Here is a 19,541-nt window from a genome sequence, read left to right on the forward strand (position 1 = left end):
AGGAGGAAATAGGTATGAATCGAATATACAAAGTTATATGGAGTAAAGTAAAACATCAATACGTCGTCGTATCCGAACTGGCTCATAGCTGCACGAAGAGCACGAGCAGCCGCGTTGGCCGGAGCGCCGCCGCCGTATTGGCCGCCCTGGTGCTGACGACGGGCCTCTGCGCCGCGCCCGTACAGGCCGAAGACCTGACGGACCCCTACGCCCTGCTCAACGCCCAGGTAGAAGAAACGAACAGCACCTCTTCGGATACGCTGGTCACGCTCGTACAGAGCCCCTTGGTAAAGAGCGTTGCGCCCTTGGCAAATGAAGACGAAGGGCAGCCCGGCGAAGGCGGCAGTTCTACCGTCACGACGCCGGATGGACAGCATACGATCTATAACGAAGAAGGCTTTTATGCCCATAACGGTCAGGGTACGTATAATTCCCTAACCAAAGACGGCCTGTTTGTTGGGGGTACGGATAACGGCGAAGGGCTGTATGTTGATAACGACGGTAATATCTATACTGATGGAAATGCGGAAATTGAAGGCTCCTTTTCTGCAGCCGACGGCAATGCAACGATTGCCGCAGATGGTACGACAGTAATTCGGGCCGGCGGCTCTCAGCTCGTTGTCAATGACGGAGCCGCTGGTATTACTCATGGCAATGCCATTATGGCCGTCAGCAGCAATAAAGCGGAAATGCAGGGGGGCGGCAGCTCTGTGATAGCCGATTTAAACGGCGTTACCTTGACAGAACGGACGGGAAATACGACTGTAACGGTTAATCAAGACGGCATGACTGTTGACGGCGACTTTGCCGTAACCGGCAATACGAATTTAAAACATACCAATGTTGACGGTGATCTGAACGTATCGGGCAGCACGCATGTTGACGGCGGCTTGACAGCAGGAAATTTACAGACAAAAGGCCAGTTGCATGCAGGAAGCGCTGTTATTGACGGGAGCGCAACCGTTGGCGGAAAACTCACGGCAGGCGATGTAAAAACGAATACAGTTGATGCGCATAACGTATCTGTCGACAATGAACTGACGGCCGGAAAAGCGACTATTGACGGCAAGCTGACAGCAGGAAGTGCAGAGATTACGAACAGCGCGACTGTCGGCGGTACTCTGACAGCAGGAGATATCGAGACGGAAGGAACCGTCAAAGCAACGAATGCTGATATTACGAATCTGGAAGCTGGCAAAGCGACCGTTGAAGGTAAGCTGACAGCCGGAAGTGCAGACATTACCGGGGATGCAGTCGTTGGCGGTTCGTTAACAGCGGGCAGCCTTTCTACGGAAGGCAAGCTGACGGCAGGCAGCGCAGCGATTAATGGCAATGCTGACATTACCGGTACGGCGACAGTCGGCGGCTTGACGACGGAAGGCAAAGTCACGGCAAACAATGCGGAAATTACTAATTTGAAGGCTGGCAAGGCCGATGTTGAAGGAATTGTAAGAGGCGGCAGCTTTGCGAATACGAACGATAGCTTTACTGTCGATGACCAAGGAGACGTTAAAGCTCATAATGTAACGCTTACCGGCACGCTGGGAGTAGCTGGCGCGACAACCCTTGACAGCACGCTGAGCGTTACAGGAGAAACAACTCTGACTGGCGCGTTGACAGCTAACGGCACGGCAACATTTGCCAAAGGCGCGTCTATGGGCGGTCAGAAGATCACCAATGTAGGAGATGGAGAAGTTAGCGCGACTTCAAAAGATGCAGTAAACGGCAGCCAGTTACAGAAAGTAGCCGATACGGTTAAGACCTATCAGGCCGGAGATGGTATTGCCATAGCTAACGGCGCTACGCAGACGCCGACTATATCGGCTAAAGCAGCTGACGGCGGAAACATCGTCGTAAACGCTGATGGCATCAGCTTAGCGAAAGACGTGAGCGGCCTGACGAGCCTCGGCACTGATGCGCTGACAGTGAATAATAATGCAACAATCGGAGGTACCTTAGGCGTTACAGGAGAAACAACTCTGACTGGCGCGTTGAAGGCTAATGGCACGGCAACGTTTGCACAAGGCGCGTCTATGGGCGGTCAGAAGATCACCAATGTAGGAGATGGAGAAGTTAGCGCGACTTCAAAAGATGCAGTAAACGGCAGCCAGTTACAGAAAGTAGCCGATACGGTTAAGACCTATCAGGCCGGAGATGGTATTGCCATAGCTAACGGCGCTACGCAGACGCCGACTATATCGGCTAAAGCAGCTGACGGCGGAAACATCGTCGTAAACGCTGATGGCATCAGCTTAGCGAAAGACGTGAGCGGCCTGACGAGCCTCGGCACTGATGCGCTGACAGTGAATAATAATGCAACAATCGGAGGTACCTTAGGCGTTACAGGAGAAACAACTCTGACTGGCGCGTTGACAGCTAACGGCACGGCAACATTTGCCAAAGGCGCGTCTATGGGCGGTCAGAAGATCACCAATGTAGGAGATGGAGAAGTTAGCGCGACTTCAAAAGATGCAGTAAACGGCAGCCAGTTACAGAAAGTAGCCGATACGGTTAAGACCTATCAGGCCGGAGATGGTATTGCCATAGCTAACGGCGCTACGCAGACGCCGACTATATCGGCTAAAGCAGCTGACGGCGGAAACATCGTCGTAAACGCTGATGGCATCAGCTTAGCGAAAGACGTGAGCGGCCTGACGAGCCTCGGCACTAATGCGCTGACAGTGAATAATAATGCAACAATCGGAGGTACCTTAGGCGTTACAGGAGAAACAACTCTGACTGGCGCGTTGACAGCTAACGGCACGGCAACATTTGCCAAAGGCGCGTCTATGGGCGGTCAGAAGATCACCAATGTAGGAGATGGAGAAGTTAGCGCGACTTCAAAAGATGCAGTAAACGGCAGCCAGTTACAGAAAGTAGCCGATACGGTTAAGACCTATCAGGCCGGAGATGGTATTGCCATAGCTAACGGCGCTACGCAGACGCCGACTATATCGGCTAAAGCAGCTGACGGCGGAAACATCGTCGTAAACGCTGATGGCATCAGCCTGTCGAAGACGGTCAGCGGATTGACGAGCATCGGCACGGAAACCATTACGGCTAACGGAGCAGCCAAGGTTGGCAGTCTTACGACAACAGGGGCTATCAGTGGCGGTAGCGTAACGGCAGGAACAGGACTGTTTTCTACTTCCGTGACGATTGGAAATACTGCGAGCGGTCTTAAACTTGCCGACGGAGAAATTACCGGATTAGCTACGAGCAAGATTGATGCTAGTACGGATGCCGTTAACGTAGAGTATTTGCAAGACTATGTGAGCAAAAATGGTACAGGAAAGACTTATACGGCAGGAAATGGTATAGTTATTGACGGTTCGAACGTCGTATCGGTGAAGAACGGCAACGGTATAGGATTTGACGCCAGCGGCAAGGTAGAAGTGAAAGCGGCACAGGATGGAAACATCGTTGTCGGTACTGACGGAGTCAGCCTGTCGAAGACAGTCAGCGGATTGACGAGTCTCAGCACCGATGCGTTGGCAGTGACCAATAATGCAACCGTACGCGGCACGTTAGGCGTTACGGGAGGTATCAGCGGCGGCAGCGTGACTGCTGAAACAGGACTGTTTTCTACGTCTGTGACGATTGGAAATGCTACGAGTGGCCTTAAACTTGCTGATGGGGAAATTACAGGATTAGTTACAAGTAAAATTGACAGTAATACAGATGCCGTCAACGTAGAATATTTAGAAGACTACGTGAGCCAAAACGGTACGGGCAAGACCTATACGGCCGGAAACGGCATCGCTATTGATAACAATAAGATTTCCGTAAAAACGGCGGCAGATGGCAATCTGGAAGTGGACAGCAACGGCGTCGCGCTAAAAGACGCCATCAGCCTGACAAGTGTGACGACGAGAGGCGCAGTAACCGTTGGCGGTACTCTGGGAGTCACAGGAGCGACGAACCTCAACAGTACGCTGAACGTAACGGGAGCAACGACGTTAGGAGCGCTGACGACGAACGGCACGGCGACTTTCAGCCAGGGAGCTTCGATGAATGGTCAGAAGATTACCCGCGTACAGGCTGGCACAGAAGGTACTGATGCAGTTAACAGGAGTCAGCTCGACGCAGTAGAAGGAAAGATTAAGACGTATACGGCTGGCGACGGCATTGATATTACGTCTGATAAAATCTCCGTTAAATCTGCAGATAATAATATCGTAGTCGACGGAACGGGCGTATCCTTAGCAGACGACATCAGCGTGACGAGCGTTGCGACGACGGGAGCGGCCAATGTAGGCGGTAATTTGAGCGTCGCAGGCACGACGACATTGACTGGCGCGACGACCATTAACAGCACTCTCGGCGTAACGGGAGCGGTAACGGCGGCAAGTGTGACGGCTGCCGGAGGCTTTACGATTAATGACTCTAACTCCTTGACACTCAGCGGCCTGACGATCGGCGGCACGCAGTATATTACTTCTGCCGGTTTGAATGCTGGAAACAAGGTCATTACTGATGTAAAAGCCGGCGTAGATGACAACGATGCTGTCAACGTGAGCCAGCTTAAGGAAGTCAAAGAAGTGTCTGATTTGGCTGTTACATATACGCCTAATACCAACAAGAGTCAGGTTTATTTGCAGGGAACGAATGGAACGACTATTATGAATGTTGCGGCTGGAAATATTAGTAGTGCAGATTCTAAAGATGCTGTCAATGGCGGACAGTTGTATGCTACGAATCAGATTGTCGGTGATGGCGATTACTCGTCTAATAATTTCTTGACAGATAGCATGAATTTAACGCAAGCTGCCAGCGCATTGGATAAGGCTATTGGCGCTAATCGGTATACTGATGGAAACATTTTAGATGTCAATTCAGACGGGAAAACCTACACTAGCATAACCGCAGCCGTCGATACGTTGAATAGAAGTATTGGAAGTCTGACTATGACCTCGCCTGCAGCGTACTTCTCAGAAAATAGTACGTTACCTTCTGTAACATTTGGCCTGAATGAGTTAAGCAAAGCCATTGGTCCTCTGGATTTTGACGGCAGAAACTTTATCAGTAATGATGGCAATTTGTCGTCTGCCCTGGTGCAGTTAGATTCTCAAATTGGCTTGTCCTTAGAAAGCATCGGGTTCCGAAAGGATTCTACTGGCCATATTACGACATCAATTGATTGGACGGGCTTCAACTATGCAGGAAAAACAGTTGTCGATACGCTGAAAAATTTAGATAAAAATGTGTATAATTTGGATCATCGCGTAGGCGTATTGGAAAATGAACACGGTATCAGTTCTAATGCTATATCGGCTCTTTCCACCTTCTCCACGTCCAACATCAGCACCCTCAGTGCTCTCAGCAACATGGATATGAGCGCAGTCAATACGCTTTCATCGTTGAGTGCTGACGACCTTGCGGCGATTTCTACGCTGTCCGAAGACGGCAGCGTTCCGGCAGCCAACAGCGATCCGAACAGCAGACCGGGCAGAGGGCCGAGCAGCGGTTCGGAAGATTCTTCGACCCACGACGGAAACACGCAGGTGATGGATCACAACTTGGCTGTAACGGGTAATGTCAGCGTCGGCGGCACGCTGGATGTGACGGGCAAGGCTACTTTCGGCAGCGACGTCAGCGTCGGCGGCAACCTGGACGTTCAGGGCGAAACAAACATGCACGGCACCCTCAACATGAACGACAACAAGATCACCGGCGTCACGGCAGGCGATATTTCCGCCGATTCGACGGACGCTGTTAACGGCAGCCAGCTCCATGACGCATGGCAGCAGATCAACAGCAATACGGAAAACATCGGCATCCTCGGCAGCGCAGTCAACAAGCTGGGCGACCGCATTGAACGGGTCGGCGCAGGGGCAGCGGCGTTGGCAGCCTTGCATCCGCTGGATTTCGATCCGGACAACAAGCTGGACTTCGCGGCGGGCTTTGGTAACTACCGCGGCGCGAGCGCAGTCGCTGTAGGCGCTTTCTATCGGCCCAGTGAAAACGTCATGTTCAGCGTCGGCGGCGCATTCGGCGGCGGCGAAGACATGGTGAACGCCGGCGTATCCTTCAAGGTAGGCGCAGGCTCGGGCAGCGCGACGACGTCGCGGACGGCCATGGCCAAGTCGCTGAAATCCATGCAGGAAGTCGTGGCTTCCCAGGACGCCTAGCTGGCGCAGCAGCGCGAACAGATCGACAAGCTGACGGCGATGGTCGAGCTCCTGATGGAACAAAACGGCCAGGCGCAGCCGAAGGACGGCGACGCCCAGGCAGCGCAGCCGCAGCAGTAAGATTTTTTGGGCAGCCGCGACAGGCTGACCGAAGGCAAGAGAATACGGGTCGGGGGATGTCCTCCGGCCCGTTTTTTCTGGGCAAAAATACTTTTTGAAATATAAAAAGTTCAGAAAATATAAGGAATATACCTGTATAGTATTTAATCTTTTCGATATCCTGGCCTTTGTTTTGTATGTATGCTAAGAATTTCCTTCTGTTTCTTTCTATTTCTTTTCGGATTTTTGCAGAAATTCAGATTTTTAAGGAAATAAATATATTTCTTGATGTCCCATATACAGTAGAGGGGCGAGCAGGAAGGACGGCGCGCCTCACCGGAAGTATACGTATCCTAAGTGAAGGGAAAGGAGGAAGGACCGATGGCAGAACGTACGCCTGTTTCCAGCAAGCTGAAGCTGACCGTGTCGTATCAGGACGGCAGCGGCGCGCAGAAGACCCGTCAGGTCACGTTGGCTCATTTGAAATCCGGCGCAGAGCCGGCCAATATCGTCGACGTCGTGACGGCTCTCGGCACGCTGCAGGACGACCCGTTTACGGCGATCCGCGAAGTGGTGGAACACGAGATTTCGGCCTAAGGGCCCGACTATACTAGGGAAAGGAGGTACCGGCTATGGCTGTGACGAAAACGAGAACGCTCCAGCTCGAATTTCTCGACGGGGGCGGCAACAGCGTCGTCTACTCCCTGAAGGACCCGAAAGAGGGCCTGGACAAGGCGACGGTCGAAGCGGCGGCCCAGACGATCGTCGAGAAGAAGGTCTTCGCGACGGCTGACGGCGACCTGGCGTCGCTGAAGCAGGGCCAGATCGTGACCCGCAGCGTCGAGACGATCGACGAGTAAAAAAACGCGCCGGGCGGCATGTCTCGGGCCCAAGGCCTGAGGCCGCCTGCCGGCGCATATTATGTGAATAGATTGGAGGAGTTCGAAATGACCGAAGCGCTGCGGCCTTGGATTCGCGAGGCCCAGAACGGCAGCACCGAGGCTGTCGAATTTATTTTAGAGCAGTTTCACCCCCTCATCTGCAAGCATTCGCGGAAGAACCGCCATCACTACGACTCGATGGACGAGGCCCGCTCGACGGCCCATTTGGCGATTATCGACTGCATCCACGCCTTTGACCTGAACAGCGATGAGGACGCGTCGCGGGCTTTCAACCGCACGATTCAGAGCTGGTTTCGCCGGGAAAGCCGCCAGAACCAGGTGTACTGGGCGAGGGTGGAGAAGAATATTGCCGGTGAGGACGAGGCCACGGATTTGCCGCCTATTATCGACGAGCTGGCGCCGGACCCGCATCACTACATGGACTTCGTCGGCTTGCGGGACGCCCTGGAGCTGCACCTGAGCCGCCTCAGCGAACGGGAACGGCGGTTTTTGCATCTGCGCTACGCCGCCGATATGACGCTGGCAGCCATCGCCGCCCTGCACGGCTTGTCGGCCTCGCAGGTCTGCAAGGTCATCAAGGGGGCGGAACATAAATTAAAATCGGCCATGACGGCCCAGGAATACAAGGATATTTCGCCATGACAGCTGTGCCGGATGATGCGGACTCGTGCGTCCGGCATCAGTGCGAACGTGGCGAAGACGGGGGAGCTGAGAGGCTCTTTTTTTTGTGCCTGGAACAGGGGGGAGGTGCCGTTTTTGGCATAGGTCATTTGTTGCCGAATCGTACATATGTTTAGTATACTATAAGTAGAAGGCGGCGAGGCCGTGAAGCGAATCAAGGACTGGGAAGAACTGACGATACAGGACAATTTCCTGTTTTTAAAGGTCATGCAGAATAAAAGGCTGTGCCAACATCTGATTGAGAAAATACTGCAAATCAAGATCGTCGAGATTACCTACCCTGACACGGAAAAGAGCATCGACGTCCGCTGGGACAGCAAGAGCGTTCGCCTCGACGTATACGTCAAGGACGAAACGGGCCGGGTCTACGACATCGAAATGCAGTGCGAAAACGAAGCGAACAACGGCCTGGCCAAACGGACGCGGTATTATCAGGGAATGATCGACATGGAGCTCTTGAATAAAGGCGACGTATATGATAACTTAAAGCCATCGTATATTATATTTATTTGTACCTTCGACGCCTTTGCCAAGGGCCGGCCCATGTATACCTTTCGGAACCGCTGCGTAGAAGAAGAGGGCCTGGAGCTGAACGACGAGGCGACGAAGATATTCCTGAACAGCAAAGGCGACAGCGAGGCCTTGGACCCGGATATACGGGCGTTCCTGCGGTACGTCGATGGAAAAGCGGCGGAGGGGGCCTTTGTGCAGGCCTTGGATACGGAAGTGAAAGCTATCAAGCAGCATAAAGAAACGAGGCGAGAATATATGACGTTGGCGATGGAGTTAAAGAGACAAAGACAATTCGGCCGAGAAGAGGGCCGAGAAGAGGGGCGAGAAGAAGGGCGGAAAGAAGAACGGTTAAAAATGATACTAGCGATGCTGCAAGATGGCGTTGCTAAAGAAACGATAGCAAAGTATGCGAAGGTTTCAGTAGATTATATTACAGAATTAGGGAAAAAGAATCATTTACTATAATTTGAACAAGGCGTCTGCAGGAGTAGGCGCCTTGTTTTGCAAGATGAAGTTAGGGGGGCTGTGAAAGTGACAGCGAGGCGTTGGACCCGGATATACGGGCGTTCCTGCGGTACGTCGATGGAAAAGCGGCCGAAGGGGGCGTTTGTGCAGGCCTTGGATACGGAAGTGAAAGCTATCAAGCAGCATAAGGAAACGAGGCGAGAATATATGACGTTGGCGATGGAGTTAAAGAGACAAAGACAATTCGGCCGAGAAGAAGGCCGAGAAGAGGGGCGAGAAGAAGGGCGGCAAGAAGAACGGTTAAAAATGATACTAGCGATGCTGCGGAAGGGATTTTCCGTAGAGAGCATTGCAGAATGTGCGCAAACCTCGGTAGAATATATCATGGAATTAGGAAAAAAGAATCATTTGTTGTAATCTGAGTAAGGCATTTGCGGAAGCGGGTGCCTTATTTCATGAGATGGGATCTCGTTTTTGCAAAGACGGCAGGAGCTGCTGGCTCTCAGACGTGCAGGCGTTCCTGCGGTACGTCGATGGAAAAGCGGCCGAAGGGGCGTTTGTGCAGGCCTTGGATACGGAAGTGAAAGCTATCAAGCAGCATAAAGAAACGAGGCGAGAATATATGACGTTGGCGATGGAGTTAAAGAGAATGTTTGCCGAAGGCGAGAGAACGGGCGAGCAAAAGAAAGAGACAATGATGATATTAGAAATGCTGCGTGAAGGTATTTCTAAAGAGACTATTGCTAGATGTGCGCGTGTATCGGTTGAGTATGTAGTAGAATTAGGAAAAAGGAATCATTTGCTGTAATTTGGTCAAGGTGCCTGCGGGAGTAGACGCCTTATGTTGTAAGATAGAATTTCGTTTTTGCACAGACGACAGCGAGGCGTTGGACCCGGATATACGGGCGTTCCTGCGGTACGTCGATGGAAAAGCGGCGGAAGGGGCGTTTGTGCAGGCCTTTTGTAAAAGCGACAGCGCGAAGGCTATGCAGGTGTTTTGCGGTACGTAGACGGCGAGGCGGCGCAGGAATTGAGAGCCGTCTCAGTGGATCGGGAATGGGGCGATATTTCATCGGGACTATTGTGCCGGATGCTGAGGACACGTGCGGCTGGCATCCGTGGGAAGGTGACGGCGAAGGGCTGCGTGATTCTTTTCTCAGAGCATACGCCATGCCCCGGCGCAGAACATACGAAACAGACCGAAGGACGAGGAACATGGGTCGTCTTTCGGTCTGTTTTTTTACTTTCATTGGTTTTGTATAAGTCTTATGGGATGCCCGGTATGTTGAGGGGAAATGCGTGAGGACGGGCTGCGTCCGGCGTGTCCGGTACGTAGACCGTCAAAAACGACGGCAGCACTTCCAAATCGAGGGGGAAGGCCGGCCCTTCGTCGCCGTCCATATTGGTCGACAGGGGATGATCATCTACGATGGCGATTTTGGCCCGAGTCGTCGTCATGAGCGTCATGTATTCGCTGCTCAGGGGGGCGCCGGCGAGAAATTCCGGCACGAGCTTGAGCAAGTCCAGATAGGTAAAGTCCTTGAACACGGCCAGCCAGATCTTGCCGTCGTCTACGCGGGCCTGGGGGGCGATGTTGCGGAAGCTGCCGACAGAGCTGGTCAGCATGGCGATGAGCAGGGGCGAGCGGTATATCATTTTGCCGTCGTCCGTTTCGATTTTAAACAGCGATGTCTGATGATTCTGCAGGGCCTTGATGCCTGTGAGGAAATAGGCCAGCGGCCCGAGACGGGTCTTCTGTTCAATAGAGACGTGTCCTACGGCTTCGGGCATGATGCCGGCGGCAATGGTGTTGACGAAGTAGCAGTCGTTGGCCCGGGCGATGTCGACCTTCGTCGTCCGGCAGTGCTTCAGCATGGCAATGGCTGCTTCAGGGTGCAGGGGAATGCGCAGGGCCCTGGCCAAATCGTTGACTGTCCCCAGGGGGATAAATCCGAAATTGATCGGGCGGTTGGCCTGTGCCAAGCCGTTGATGGTTTCATTCAGCGTGCCGTCGCCGCCCATGGAAAATACGGCGTGGAATCCGGCCAGGGAGGCTTCTTTCGCCCAGGCTGTCGCATCGCCGGCTTTTTCCGTCTGTCTCAGCTCTACGAAATCAAACATAGTCTCCAGTTGCGCTTTCAGCGCGTCCTTGTGATATTTGGCCCGTTCCCGGCCGGCCGTCGGGTTGATGATCAGCATACACCGTTCCAAAGTACATTTCCCTCCATGCTGTTAAAAATACGTCGTAGCTGTAGGCTGTAATAAATGTACTATTATTATAGCCAGAAACGATTCGCAAGTGAAGACGGGAAGGGGGGATTTGTAAAAAAATTTTACAGAGAAAACATGGCGGCGGCAGGAGAGGAGTTGGCTTTTCCTTGTCGAACCATAATAATATAGTGAAATAAAGAGTATCGCAGGGGAGGAATGACTATGAACATGCAATTTGACGCGGCCTGGTATCCCTACGCTTCGCGCCGGGAAGTCGTATACGGCCGCCGCGGCATGGTATGCACGTCTCAGACGCTGGCCGCCCAGGCGGGCCTCGATATGCTCAAGCAGGGAGGCAACGCCGTGGACGCCGCCTTGGCGACGGCGATCAGCTTAGTCGTCCTGGAGCCGACGAGCAACGGCCTGGGCAGCGATGCCTTTGCCCTCATCTGGACGAAAGGCAAGCTCCACGGCCTGAACGGCAGCGGCTGGTCGCCTCAGGGGCTGACGTGGGAGGACCTGCATGACAAAGGCTGCGCCGCCGTGCCGCACCGGGGCTGGACGCCGGTCATGGTACCGGGCGCACCGGCGGCGTGGGCTGAAATCCACGAGCAGTTCGGCAAGCTGCCCTTTGAAGCTCTCTTTGAGCCGGCCATCTATTACGCTGAACACGGCTATGCCGTCATGCCGAATTTGGCGGCCATGCTGGCTGAAAGCTGGGAAAGCTTTGCGCCTTACCGGGAGGACGAGGCCTTTTCCGGGCTGTTTTCCACCTTTTTCCCGCAAGGGCGGCCGGCCCAGGCCGGAGACATCCTGCGCCTTCCCGATCATGCCGCGTCGCTGCGCCTGCTCCGCGACACGCGCTGCCGGGCATTGTACGATGGCGAGCTGGCCGACGCCATAGACGACTGGTCGCGCCGGACCGGCGGCTATATGCGCAAAGAGGATTTGGCAGCCTATGCGCCCCAGTGGGTTGAGCCCATCCATACGAATTACCGGGGCTACGACGTCTGGGAGATTCCGCCCAACGGCCACGGCCTGGTCGTGCTGATGGCCATGAACATCGCCAAGGGTTTCGATTTTGCTGAGCGGGATACGGTCGAGTCCTTCCACCGGCAGATCGAAGCCATGAAGCTGGCCTTTACGGATGGCCGCCAGTACATCGCCGACCCGCGGTTCATGAAGACCGACGTGTCCTACTGGCTGTCCGATGCATACGCCGACATGCGCCGCAGCCTCATCGGCGAGGAAGCGGTGCTGCCGACGCCGACAGATGCCAACAACGGCGGCACGGTCTACCTGTGCGCTGCCGACGAAGAAGGCAATATGGTATCGTATATTCAGAGCAACTTCGACGGCTTCGGATCGGGCATCGTCATTCCCGGCCGGGGCATCGCCCTGAACGACCGGGGCAGCAATTTCAGTATGGATCGCAGCAGCGACAACTGCGTCGGCCCGCGCAAGAAATCGTACCACACGATCATTCCCGGCTTCCTGACCAAAGACGGCGAGCCCATAGGCCCCTTCGGCGTCATGGGCGGGTTCATGCAGCCTCAGGGCCAGATGCAGGTCCTCATGAACACCATCGATTACCACCTCAATCCCCAGGCGGCCCTCGACGCGCCGCGCTGGCAGTGGGTCGGCGGCAAGCGCATCGAAGTAGAGCCGGCTATTCCGTCTGAAATCGTAGAAGGCCTGCGGGCCAGGGGACACGACGTCGTCGTCAATCCCAACATCATTTCGTACGGACGGGGCCAGATCATCTGGCGAAACGACGAAGGCGTCCTCATGGGAGCGACAGAACCCCGGGCCGACGGCGTCGTCGCTGCCTGGTAGCTGCTGGGATTTTTGGAATACTGTGAATTCCATGAAAGGGCAAATTTTTATTTGTAATATTTTTCACGAATAAGATTTTTGCATGACGATAAAAAATTAGGCATATAACCCCATTACCAAGACTGACAGAATCGGATGCATTTGTATTCTGTCAGTCTTTTTGTCATGTTTGGAAGGGACAAAATATACTGTAAATGCATTACTTATGGGATATAATTGCGATTTTAGTATACGGCAAATATTTTTTGCAAAAGACATTGCAAAAATTTTATTGCGATGATAAAATCTTATCGAAATAAGAAAGGAGGGGACGACATGAGAAAATTAGAGACCTATATACCATTAGTAGAATTTTTGGGAAAAGCCTTAGGGGAACATTGTGAAGTAGTATTACATGATGTAAGCAATCCGGAACATTCTATCGTGGCTATTGCGAATGGACATCTAAGCGGACGCAGTATCGGCGGCTCGCTGACCGACATGGTGCTGAAGCTCCTTCGCCAGGGCGACAAGGAACAGACGCAGTACGTCGTCAATTACCACGGCAAGGGAAGTACGGGTCATCTGTTTCGCTCATCTTCTTATTTTATCCGAAGCGACGAAGGCTCGATCATCGGCGTGCTGTGTCTGAACTACGACGTGCAGCCCTATATTACGGCCCGGGAGATCATCGATAAGGAAATCCTTAAAGGCCTGAAGCTGGAAGAATTCCTTCCGGCAAGCCACGAAGACGCCGTGCCTGCCGACGCCGTCGAGAATTTGTATAAAAACGCCGGCGACGCCATCGAGAGCATGATCGACAAGCGGCTGGCGGAATATCCCGTAGAGCCGAAGCGCCTGTCCATGAAAGAACGCATTCAGGTCAGCCATGATTTGAATGAGGACGGCCTGTTCCTGCTCAAGGGCGGGATTTCGGCCCTGGCCGAGAGGCTGGAAGTATCGGAGCCGACGGTATATCGGTATTTGCAGCGTATCCGCCGGGAAGAATAAGCGGACGAGCTGATTTGAAACTGGTTTAATGTATCGGATTTGGAATAGGGGACGAAGCCGGTATTTATTTATATTTTTGTCATATATTTTGTAAAGGAGATGGATTTTTAACATGGCAACAACGAAGTTGACTCACGCCCAGAAAGCTGGCATGACGGAAGCGGAATGGAAAGAAGCGATTAAGTTTGACGGCACCGACTGGGGCTGGGTCATTATGAGTATCGGCATGGCTATCGGCGCCGGTATCGTATTTCTCCCCGTACAGGTAGGTATCGCCGGGATTTGGATTTATTTGTTATCTTCGGTCATCGGCTATCCGGCCATGTATTTGTTCCAGAAATTATTTATTAATACCTTGGCTGCCGCGGAAAAAGCGGAAGACTATCCCAGCATCATCGCCGGCTACCTCGGCAAGAACTGGGGCTTCTTCCTCGGCGTATTGTACTTCATCATGCTGGTTATCTGGGTATTCGTATATTCTACGGCGATTACCAACGACAGCGCGTCCTTCCTCCATACCTTCGGCGTGACGGACACGGTCCTTTCGGATAACCCCTTCTATGGCTTGGCCATTATCTGCATCCTCGTAGCCCTGGCTTCCCGCGGCGAAAAGCTGCTCTTCAAGCTGTCTACGGGCATGGTTCTGACGAAAATCGGCGTTATCGCCGTCCTGGGCGTCATCATGGTACAGCACTGGGATTTGGCCAACTTCGGCTCCTTCCCCGACTTTGAATACCTCATCAAGCAGACGATCATCATGCTGCCCTTCACGCTGACGTCTATCCTGTTCATCCAGAGCCTGAGCCCCATGGTTATTTCCTACCGCGCTCATAACAAGTCTATCGAAGTCGCCCGCTACAAGGCGATCCGCGCGATGAACATCGCCTTCGGCATCCTCTTTGTCGTCGTATTCTTCTATGCCATTTCCTTCAACCTCGCCATGGGTCACGACCAGGCCGTTGAAGCGTACTCCAAGAATATTTCCTCCCTGGCTATGGCCGCACAGGGCTTTGAAGGCAACTCCGTCCGCATCATGAGCCTGATCCTGAACATCTTCGCCGTTATGACGGCATACTTCAGCGTATTCCTCGGCTTCCGCGAAGCCTGCCACGGCATTGCCCTCAACTGCCTGCGCCGCATGATGCCGGAAGAACGCATCAACAAAGGCGCTTTGAAATTCGGCATCCTCATTTTCGCCGTTCTCGTATCCTGGGGCGCTATCGTTCTCAACGCACCGGTTCTCAGCTTTACGTCTATCTGCAGTCCTATCTTCGGCCTCGTCGGCTGCCTGATTCCGGCTTACTTAGTTTACAAAGTGCCGATGCTGCATCAGTTTAAGGATCTCAGCCTGAAAATCATCATCTTCACAGGCTTATTGTTAGTTATTTCTCCGTTCTTGGCATTTTCGTAAAAAGGAGCGCATGATAGTATGACAAACGCAAAATGGGAAAGAATGATTGAAATTATGAAAACCGACGTCGTTCCGGCAACGGGATGTACGGAGCCGGTATCGTTGGCCTTCGCTGCGGCTACGGCTGCCCGCGAACTGGGCGAACCGGTTCAGTCCATCGAAGCCCGCGTATCGGCGAACCTTATGAAAAACGGTATGGGCGTCATGGTGCCCGGTACAGGCCGTCCCGGCTTGTATATTGCCGCAGCTGTCGGCGCTTTGGGCGGCGACCCGTCTAAGGACCTGCAGGTTCTCAACGGCATTCCTGCCGACATCATCGAAGCCGGCAAGCAGATGGTAGACACGGGCCTCGTCACGGTCGGCATCGCCCGTGAAGTTCCCAACGTCCTCTACTCTGAAGCCCTGGTAAAAGGCAAGGAACACAGCGTCAAAGCCTGCATTGCCGATTCCCACACCAACGTCATCCGCATTGAAAAAGACGGCGAAGTGATTTTCAATGCCGAACAGGCCGAAGACAACAGCCTGGAAGAAAAGAACGCCTTCCTCAACGGCTTGTCCGTGAAAGAAATCATCGAATTCGCCGAAAACGTTCCCCTGGAACAGGTCGATTTCATGAAGCAGGCCGAAGCCCTGAACGACGCTCTTTCCAAAGAAGGCCTGACGGGCAAATACGGCCTGGCAATCGGCTGCGCCCTCCAGCGCAAGCAGGAAAAAGGCCTCGTCGGCAAAGACCTGATGAACGAAGTCGTCATCCGCACGGTCGCTGCATCGGACGCCCGCATGGGCGGCGCTCCCCTGCCGGCCATGACCAACTCCGGCTCGGGCAACCAGGGCATTTCGGCGACGGAACCTGTCGTCGTCGTAGCGGACTACGTCAAAGCCAACGACGAAGACCGCCTCCGCGCTATGGTCTTGTCCCACATGATGGCCATTTACACCCATTCCTTCCTGCCGAAGCTGTCCGCCCTGTGCGCGACCCTGACGGCATCGATGGGCTCGGCGTCGGGTATGGCCTGGCTCCTCGACAGAGAACACGCTGAACAGACCATCAGCAACGCCATCTGCAGCATGACCGGCGACGCCATCGGCATGGTCTGCGACGGCGCGGCCAACAGCTGCTCCATGAAGGTCGTCACGGCCGTATCGTCGGCATACCGCTCCGTCATGCTGGCCCTCGACAACATCCGCGTCGGCGGCGACGACGGCCTCGTAGCGCACGATGTAGACGAATGCGTCCGCAACGTAGGCTGCCTGGCCTGCCACGGCATGAAAGTAACGGACGACGAAATCCTCAACATCATGCTCCACAAAAACAAAGGCTGCTAATCTGGCAGAGTAACTGATACCTTACACCCTTCATAATACATAACAAAGAAACACGAGTTTGGGATATTTCCCGCTCGTGTTTTTTTGTTGTGCAACTTTCGGCTGCGAAATGGGACTATCGTACCTAAAACCTGCCGCGAGGCGGTTTACCGTAACTTCAGCGTGGATATATATGATATGATAAGAGCAAGTACAGCGAAAGGTCGGTTTTAGTTTGGGCGTAGAACTTGAAGTGTAAAATTAGGGAAAGGGAAGAAGGCGGGGCTGGGCAATAGCCGTGTATGGATTCATCAGAATGATGGAACCCTATGCTGTGGTAAGGGAGGGGGCAGAGACAGCGGCCTGAACGTCGATGATACGGCGGTGTCGCTTAGCCATGGAGATAACAGCGCATCTGTCGGAGCAGACGGAACGACGGTAACAGGCGATTTGAACGTGACCGGCGACTTGACTTTCAATGGTGATCGGCCTCACCTTCCGCGTCGGCGAAGGCGCATCGGAAGCTCCGGCTGTACAGGATAATGAAACAAAACAGCAGATGGAAGCGATGAAGCAGGAAATCGAAATGCTGAAGGCAGAACTCGAACAGTTGAAGAATAAAGATACGGAAGGCACGAACGATAAGAACTAACTCCGTGTAACAGGGAACCATCTCTTAGGATACTAACAACGCAAAAGCATCGGGTTCAGGTATGTATATGTATCTGAGCCCGGTGCTTTTGTGCAATTCGCTGCTCGTTTTGTGTATTGCCGCTGCTATACAGGGGCGAACTTCGTCATCGTGCCTCCTCCTTTCCTTCGCAGGGCCGACGCCCCTTTTCTGCGTTGGTAGTTGCCCTTCAACATGAAATGGCGGCGTTTTCCATATACCCCCTGCATATTTGCAAAATACCCCCTATGCGTATATAAAATCGGCATACCTGCGGCATAAACCAGATAAGCTCCCTCCCCGTCATGCTGCAAGACGGAGAAGGAGCTTATCTGGTTTTGCTGTTCACTTGTTGGAATTCTTTACAAAAGAAATAACCGCCCTCAGTCCCCAAACTTAGGCGGCATATTTCTTGCTTAAAATTGTAGGGGCTGTACCCGTTTGTCGGTGTAATACCTCGTTTTTATTCCATCTTTATGATATCGGGCAGCGAGAAGGCTGTCAAGGAAAATTAGCGTCGGCATATGTATCATATTGCCACAGGCATTACATACACAACGGCAGGCGGTTATATCGCCCCTATCCATTTGACATGAATGGGGGTGATGCCCATGAACGATATGAACATTTTCTTATTGTTGATCATCGTTTTGGTCCTTTTGACGCAAAAGAAATAACCGCCCGTAGTCGCTAAACGTTGGCGGTATATTTCTACTGTTACTATTAGGGGCTATAACCGTTTGTCGGTGTAATGCCTCATTTTTATTTCATCTTTATTATATCGGCTATGGAAATCCTCGTCAAGGAATTTCGCCGCCCGGCTATGCATATCCTGATAACGGTCTTAAACAGGGACGACCTTATCGTATCAGGCGGGACAGGCAGGGTTCGAACTGGACGCCTTCGCGGTAGTCCGAGCCGGAGCGGTAGGTGTACTCGATGGCGCAGCTGACGAAATCCATGGCCTGCAGCACGGCTTCGTGGAGCGACGCGCCGTTCATCGTCGCGCCGGTCAGGACGCTGGCGAAGAGGTCGCCGGTGCCGCAGGTGCTGAAGGGGATGCGGGGCGTTGTGCTTTCGTCGAAGGTGGCCGTAGCCGCGTCGTAGCTGGCGACTTTGATTTCTTCGTTCGGAGCGGGCACGCTGGTGACGACGATTTTCTGCGGGCCCAGCTCGGCCAGTCCGCTGCATACTTCCCGGATGCGCTGGGTATTGGGAACTGTTTCGTCGAAGGACGTGCCCAGCAGCAGGCAGGCTTCCGTATAGTTCGGCGTGATGATAGTCGCGCGGCTGACGAGCTTTTTCATTTCCGTGATGATATCCGGCGTAAAGACGGGGTACAGGACGCCGTTGTCGGCCATGGCCGGGTCGACGACGATCAGCGTATCTTCGCTGGCGAAGCGGCGGATGGCGTCGGTTACGATGGCGATTTGGCCGGCGTCGGCCAGAAAGCCGCTGTAGATGGCGTCGTAGGAAAGGCCCAGCTCCTGCCATTTATCCATAAAGCCGTTCATATGGGGCGTAAAATCGGAAAAGGTGTAGTTTCCGTAGGTAAGATTATTGCTGAACATGGCCGTCGGAAAGGGACATACCTGGATTCCCATGGCGGAAATGACGGGAATGGCGGCAGTCAGGGAACAGCGGCCGAAGGAACACATGTCGTGAATTGCAAGTACTCGTTTGGTTGCCATAAATATCGCGCCTCCTCGCATAAACTGTATACCCATTTTACCGCATTATCTGGCAGGAGTAAATGAGACAGATAGGGGCGATTCTGTATTCTTTGCGGCCAATCTACTCGCGGCGTCTGTCCTATGATATAATAACAGAAAATCTGTTGGCATGGAGATGGAGGAATTAGGATGGCCCAAGAGGAACGGGTAATTATGGGACTGAGCGTAAAAGCCATGGTATTTTTTGAAGGGCGGTTGCTGCTGCTGCAGAAAAACGACGCCGAAGGGCTCCACCACTGGGAATTTCCCGGCGGCGGCCTGCACTTTACGGAGGATTTCGAAGCCGGCCTGCGCCGGGAGGTGCAGGAGGAAACGGGGCTGACTGTGGATCTCGAAGCGCCTGTCGGCATTTGGAGCTACCAGAAGCGGGACGGCCAGTTTTTAAACGGCGTCATCTTTTCGGCCCTGGCAGACAGCGGCGACGTCGTCTTGTCGGACGAGCACCTGGCCTATCGCTGGGTGTCGTCGGAAGAGTTTCACACCTACCGGATTCACGGCTCCCTGCGGCGGTCCCTGCGGCAGATGAAGGGCTTTGCTTACGAGCGGAGCTACGAGCTGCTGCGCGATTTTTTAGCGATCGATTGAGGAGATGCA

Annotated in this window: 15 protein-coding genes; 13 read left to right on the forward strand and 2 right to left on the reverse strand. The window is 53.4% G+C overall.

The features are described 5' to 3' along the window. Positions 1–14: 14 nt before the first annotated feature. The 7 genes from DKB62_RS07180 (at position 15) to DKB62_RS12585 (ending at position 9,599) form a co-directional block, all read left to right on the forward strand. Positions 15–6,131, forward strand: coding sequence for an ESPR-type extended signal peptide-containing protein (locus DKB62_RS07180; RefSeq protein ID WP_162860297.1), 6,117 nt, complete (start codon positions 15–17; stop codon positions 6,129–6,131). A gap of 480 nt (positions 6,132–6,611) precedes the next feature. Next, the gene (locus DKB62_RS07185; protein WP_087478557.1) at positions 6,612–6,827 is read left to right on the forward strand and encodes a DUF1659 domain-containing protein; all 216 of its coding nucleotides are present in this window, start codon (positions 6,612–6,614) and stop codon (positions 6,825–6,827) included. A gap of 35 nt (positions 6,828–6,862) precedes the next feature. Continuing rightward, positions 6,863–7,090, forward strand: a complete 228-nt coding sequence (locus tag DKB62_RS07190; RefSeq protein ID WP_107195605.1) for a DUF2922 domain-containing protein — start codon at positions 6,863–6,865, stop codon at positions 7,088–7,090. A gap of 63 nt (positions 7,091–7,153) precedes the next feature. Then, a complete protein-coding gene (locus tag DKB62_RS07195) occupies positions 7,154–7,774 on the forward strand; it encodes a sigma-70 family RNA polymerase sigma factor (RefSeq protein WP_157949660.1) in 621 nt (206 codons plus the stop codon). A gap of 183 nt (positions 7,775–7,957) precedes the next feature. Further along, entirely contained in the window at positions 7,958–8,791 is an 834-nt protein-coding gene (locus DKB62_RS07200) for an Rpn family recombination-promoting nuclease/putative transposase (protein ID WP_107195607.1), read from the forward strand. Positions 8,792–8,857: 66 nt separating this feature from the next. Continuing rightward, positions 8,858–9,208, forward strand: coding sequence for a hypothetical protein (locus DKB62_RS07205; RefSeq protein ID WP_157949661.1), 351 nt, complete (start codon positions 8,858–8,860; stop codon positions 9,206–9,208). A 205-nt stretch (positions 9,209–9,413) separates the two neighbouring features. Beyond that, complete coding sequence (locus tag DKB62_RS12585) at positions 9,414–9,599, forward strand: hypothetical protein (protein ID WP_157949662.1); 186 nt, start codon at positions 9,414–9,416, stop codon at positions 9,597–9,599. Positions 9,600–10,057: 458 nt separating this feature from the next. Here DKB62_RS12585 and DKB62_RS07220 read toward each other — a convergent pair whose 3' ends face one another. After that, the gene (locus DKB62_RS07220) at positions 10,058–11,002 is read right to left on the reverse strand and encodes a diacylglycerol/lipid kinase family protein (RefSeq protein WP_162860298.1); all 945 of its coding nucleotides are present in this window, start codon (positions 11,000–11,002) and stop codon (positions 10,058–10,060) included. Positions 11,003–11,224: 222 nt separating this feature from the next. On the opposite strand from DKB62_RS07220, the gene DKB62_RS07225 reads away from it, so the two are divergent. The 5 genes from DKB62_RS07225 (at position 11,225) to DKB62_RS12590 (ending at position 17,196) form a co-directional block, all read left to right on the forward strand. Beyond that, positions 11,225–12,838 carry a gamma-glutamyltransferase family protein gene (locus tag DKB62_RS07225; protein ID WP_232818752.1) on the forward strand — a complete coding sequence of 538 codons (1,614 nt, stop codon included), beginning with the start codon at positions 11,225–11,227 and terminating at the stop codon, positions 12,836–12,838. 315 nt (positions 12,839–13,153) lie between these two features. Further along, a complete protein-coding gene (locus DKB62_RS07230; protein WP_107195612.1) occupies positions 13,154–13,828 on the forward strand; it encodes a helix-turn-helix transcriptional regulator in 675 nt (224 codons plus the stop codon). A 151-nt stretch (positions 13,829–13,979) separates the two neighbouring features. After that, a complete protein-coding gene (locus DKB62_RS07235; RefSeq protein WP_107195636.1) occupies positions 13,980–15,239 on the forward strand; it encodes an SLC5/6 family protein in 1,260 nt (419 codons plus the stop codon). Positions 15,240–15,257: 18 nt separating this feature from the next. After that, positions 15,258–16,565 (forward strand): L-cysteine desulfidase family protein, encoded by a 1,308-nt coding sequence (locus DKB62_RS07240; protein WP_107195613.1) that lies wholly within the window; start codon positions 15,258–15,260, stop codon positions 16,563–16,565. 457 nt (positions 16,566–17,022) lie between these two features. Next, entirely contained in the window at positions 17,023–17,196 is a 174-nt protein-coding gene (locus DKB62_RS12590) for a DUF5320 domain-containing protein (protein WP_157949663.1), read from the forward strand. A gap of 878 nt (positions 17,197–18,074) precedes the next feature. Here the strand turns inward: DKB62_RS12590 and DKB62_RS07245 are convergent. Further along, complete coding sequence (locus tag DKB62_RS07245; protein WP_095629056.1) at positions 18,075–18,905, reverse strand: pyridoxamine kinase; 831 nt, start codon at positions 18,903–18,905, stop codon at positions 18,075–18,077. A gap of 171 nt (positions 18,906–19,076) precedes the next feature. Here DKB62_RS07245 and DKB62_RS07250 point away from each other — a divergent pair, with 171 nt between their 5' ends. Beyond that, positions 19,077–19,532, forward strand: coding sequence for an NUDIX hydrolase (locus DKB62_RS07250; RefSeq protein ID WP_107195614.1), 456 nt, complete (start codon positions 19,077–19,079; stop codon positions 19,530–19,532). The last annotated feature ends 9 nt before the right edge of the window (positions 19,533–19,541 follow it).

This window comes from Megasphaera stantonii (assembly GCF_003367905.1).
In the GTDB taxonomy this organism is placed as follows: Bacteria; Bacillota; Negativicutes; order Veillonellales; family Megasphaeraceae; genus Megasphaera; species Megasphaera stantonii.

Excerpts from the sequence above, each read along its gene's own strand:
- DKB62_RS12590 (WP_157949663.1), top strand. The coding sequence starts at position 17,023 with ATGGTGATCGGCCTCACCTTCCGCGTCGGCGAAGGCGCATCGGAAGCT.
- DKB62_RS07250 (WP_107195614.1), top strand. The coding sequence starts at position 19,077 with ATGGCCCAAGAGGAACGGGTAATTATGGGACTGAGCGTAAAAGCCATG.
- DKB62_RS07240 (WP_107195613.1), top strand. The coding sequence starts at position 15,258 with ATGACAAACGCAAAATGGGAAAGAATGATTGAAATTATGAAAACCGAC.
- DKB62_RS07225 (WP_232818752.1), top strand. The coding sequence starts at position 11,225 with ATGAACATGCAATTTGACGCGGCCTGGTATCCCTACGCTTCGCGCCGG.
- DKB62_RS07235 (WP_107195636.1), top strand. The coding sequence starts at position 13,980 with ATGACGGAAGCGGAATGGAAAGAAGCGATTAAGTTTGACGGCACCGAC.
- DKB62_RS07190 (WP_107195605.1), top strand. The coding sequence starts at position 6,863 with ATGGCTGTGACGAAAACGAGAACGCTCCAGCTCGAATTTCTCGACGGG.
- DKB62_RS07180 (WP_162860297.1), top strand. The coding sequence starts at position 15 with ATGAATCGAATATACAAAGTTATATGGAGTAAAGTAAAACATCAATAC.
- DKB62_RS07245 (WP_095629056.1), bottom strand. The coding sequence starts at position 18,905 with ATGGCAACCAAACGAGTACTTGCAATTCACGACATGTGTTCCTTCGGC.
- DKB62_RS07185 (WP_087478557.1), top strand. The coding sequence starts at position 6,612 with ATGGCAGAACGTACGCCTGTTTCCAGCAAGCTGAAGCTGACCGTGTCG.
- DKB62_RS12585 (WP_157949662.1), top strand. The coding sequence starts at position 9,414 with ATGACGTTGGCGATGGAGTTAAAGAGAATGTTTGCCGAAGGCGAGAGA.
- DKB62_RS07230 (WP_107195612.1), top strand. The coding sequence starts at position 13,154 with ATGAGAAAATTAGAGACCTATATACCATTAGTAGAATTTTTGGGAAAA.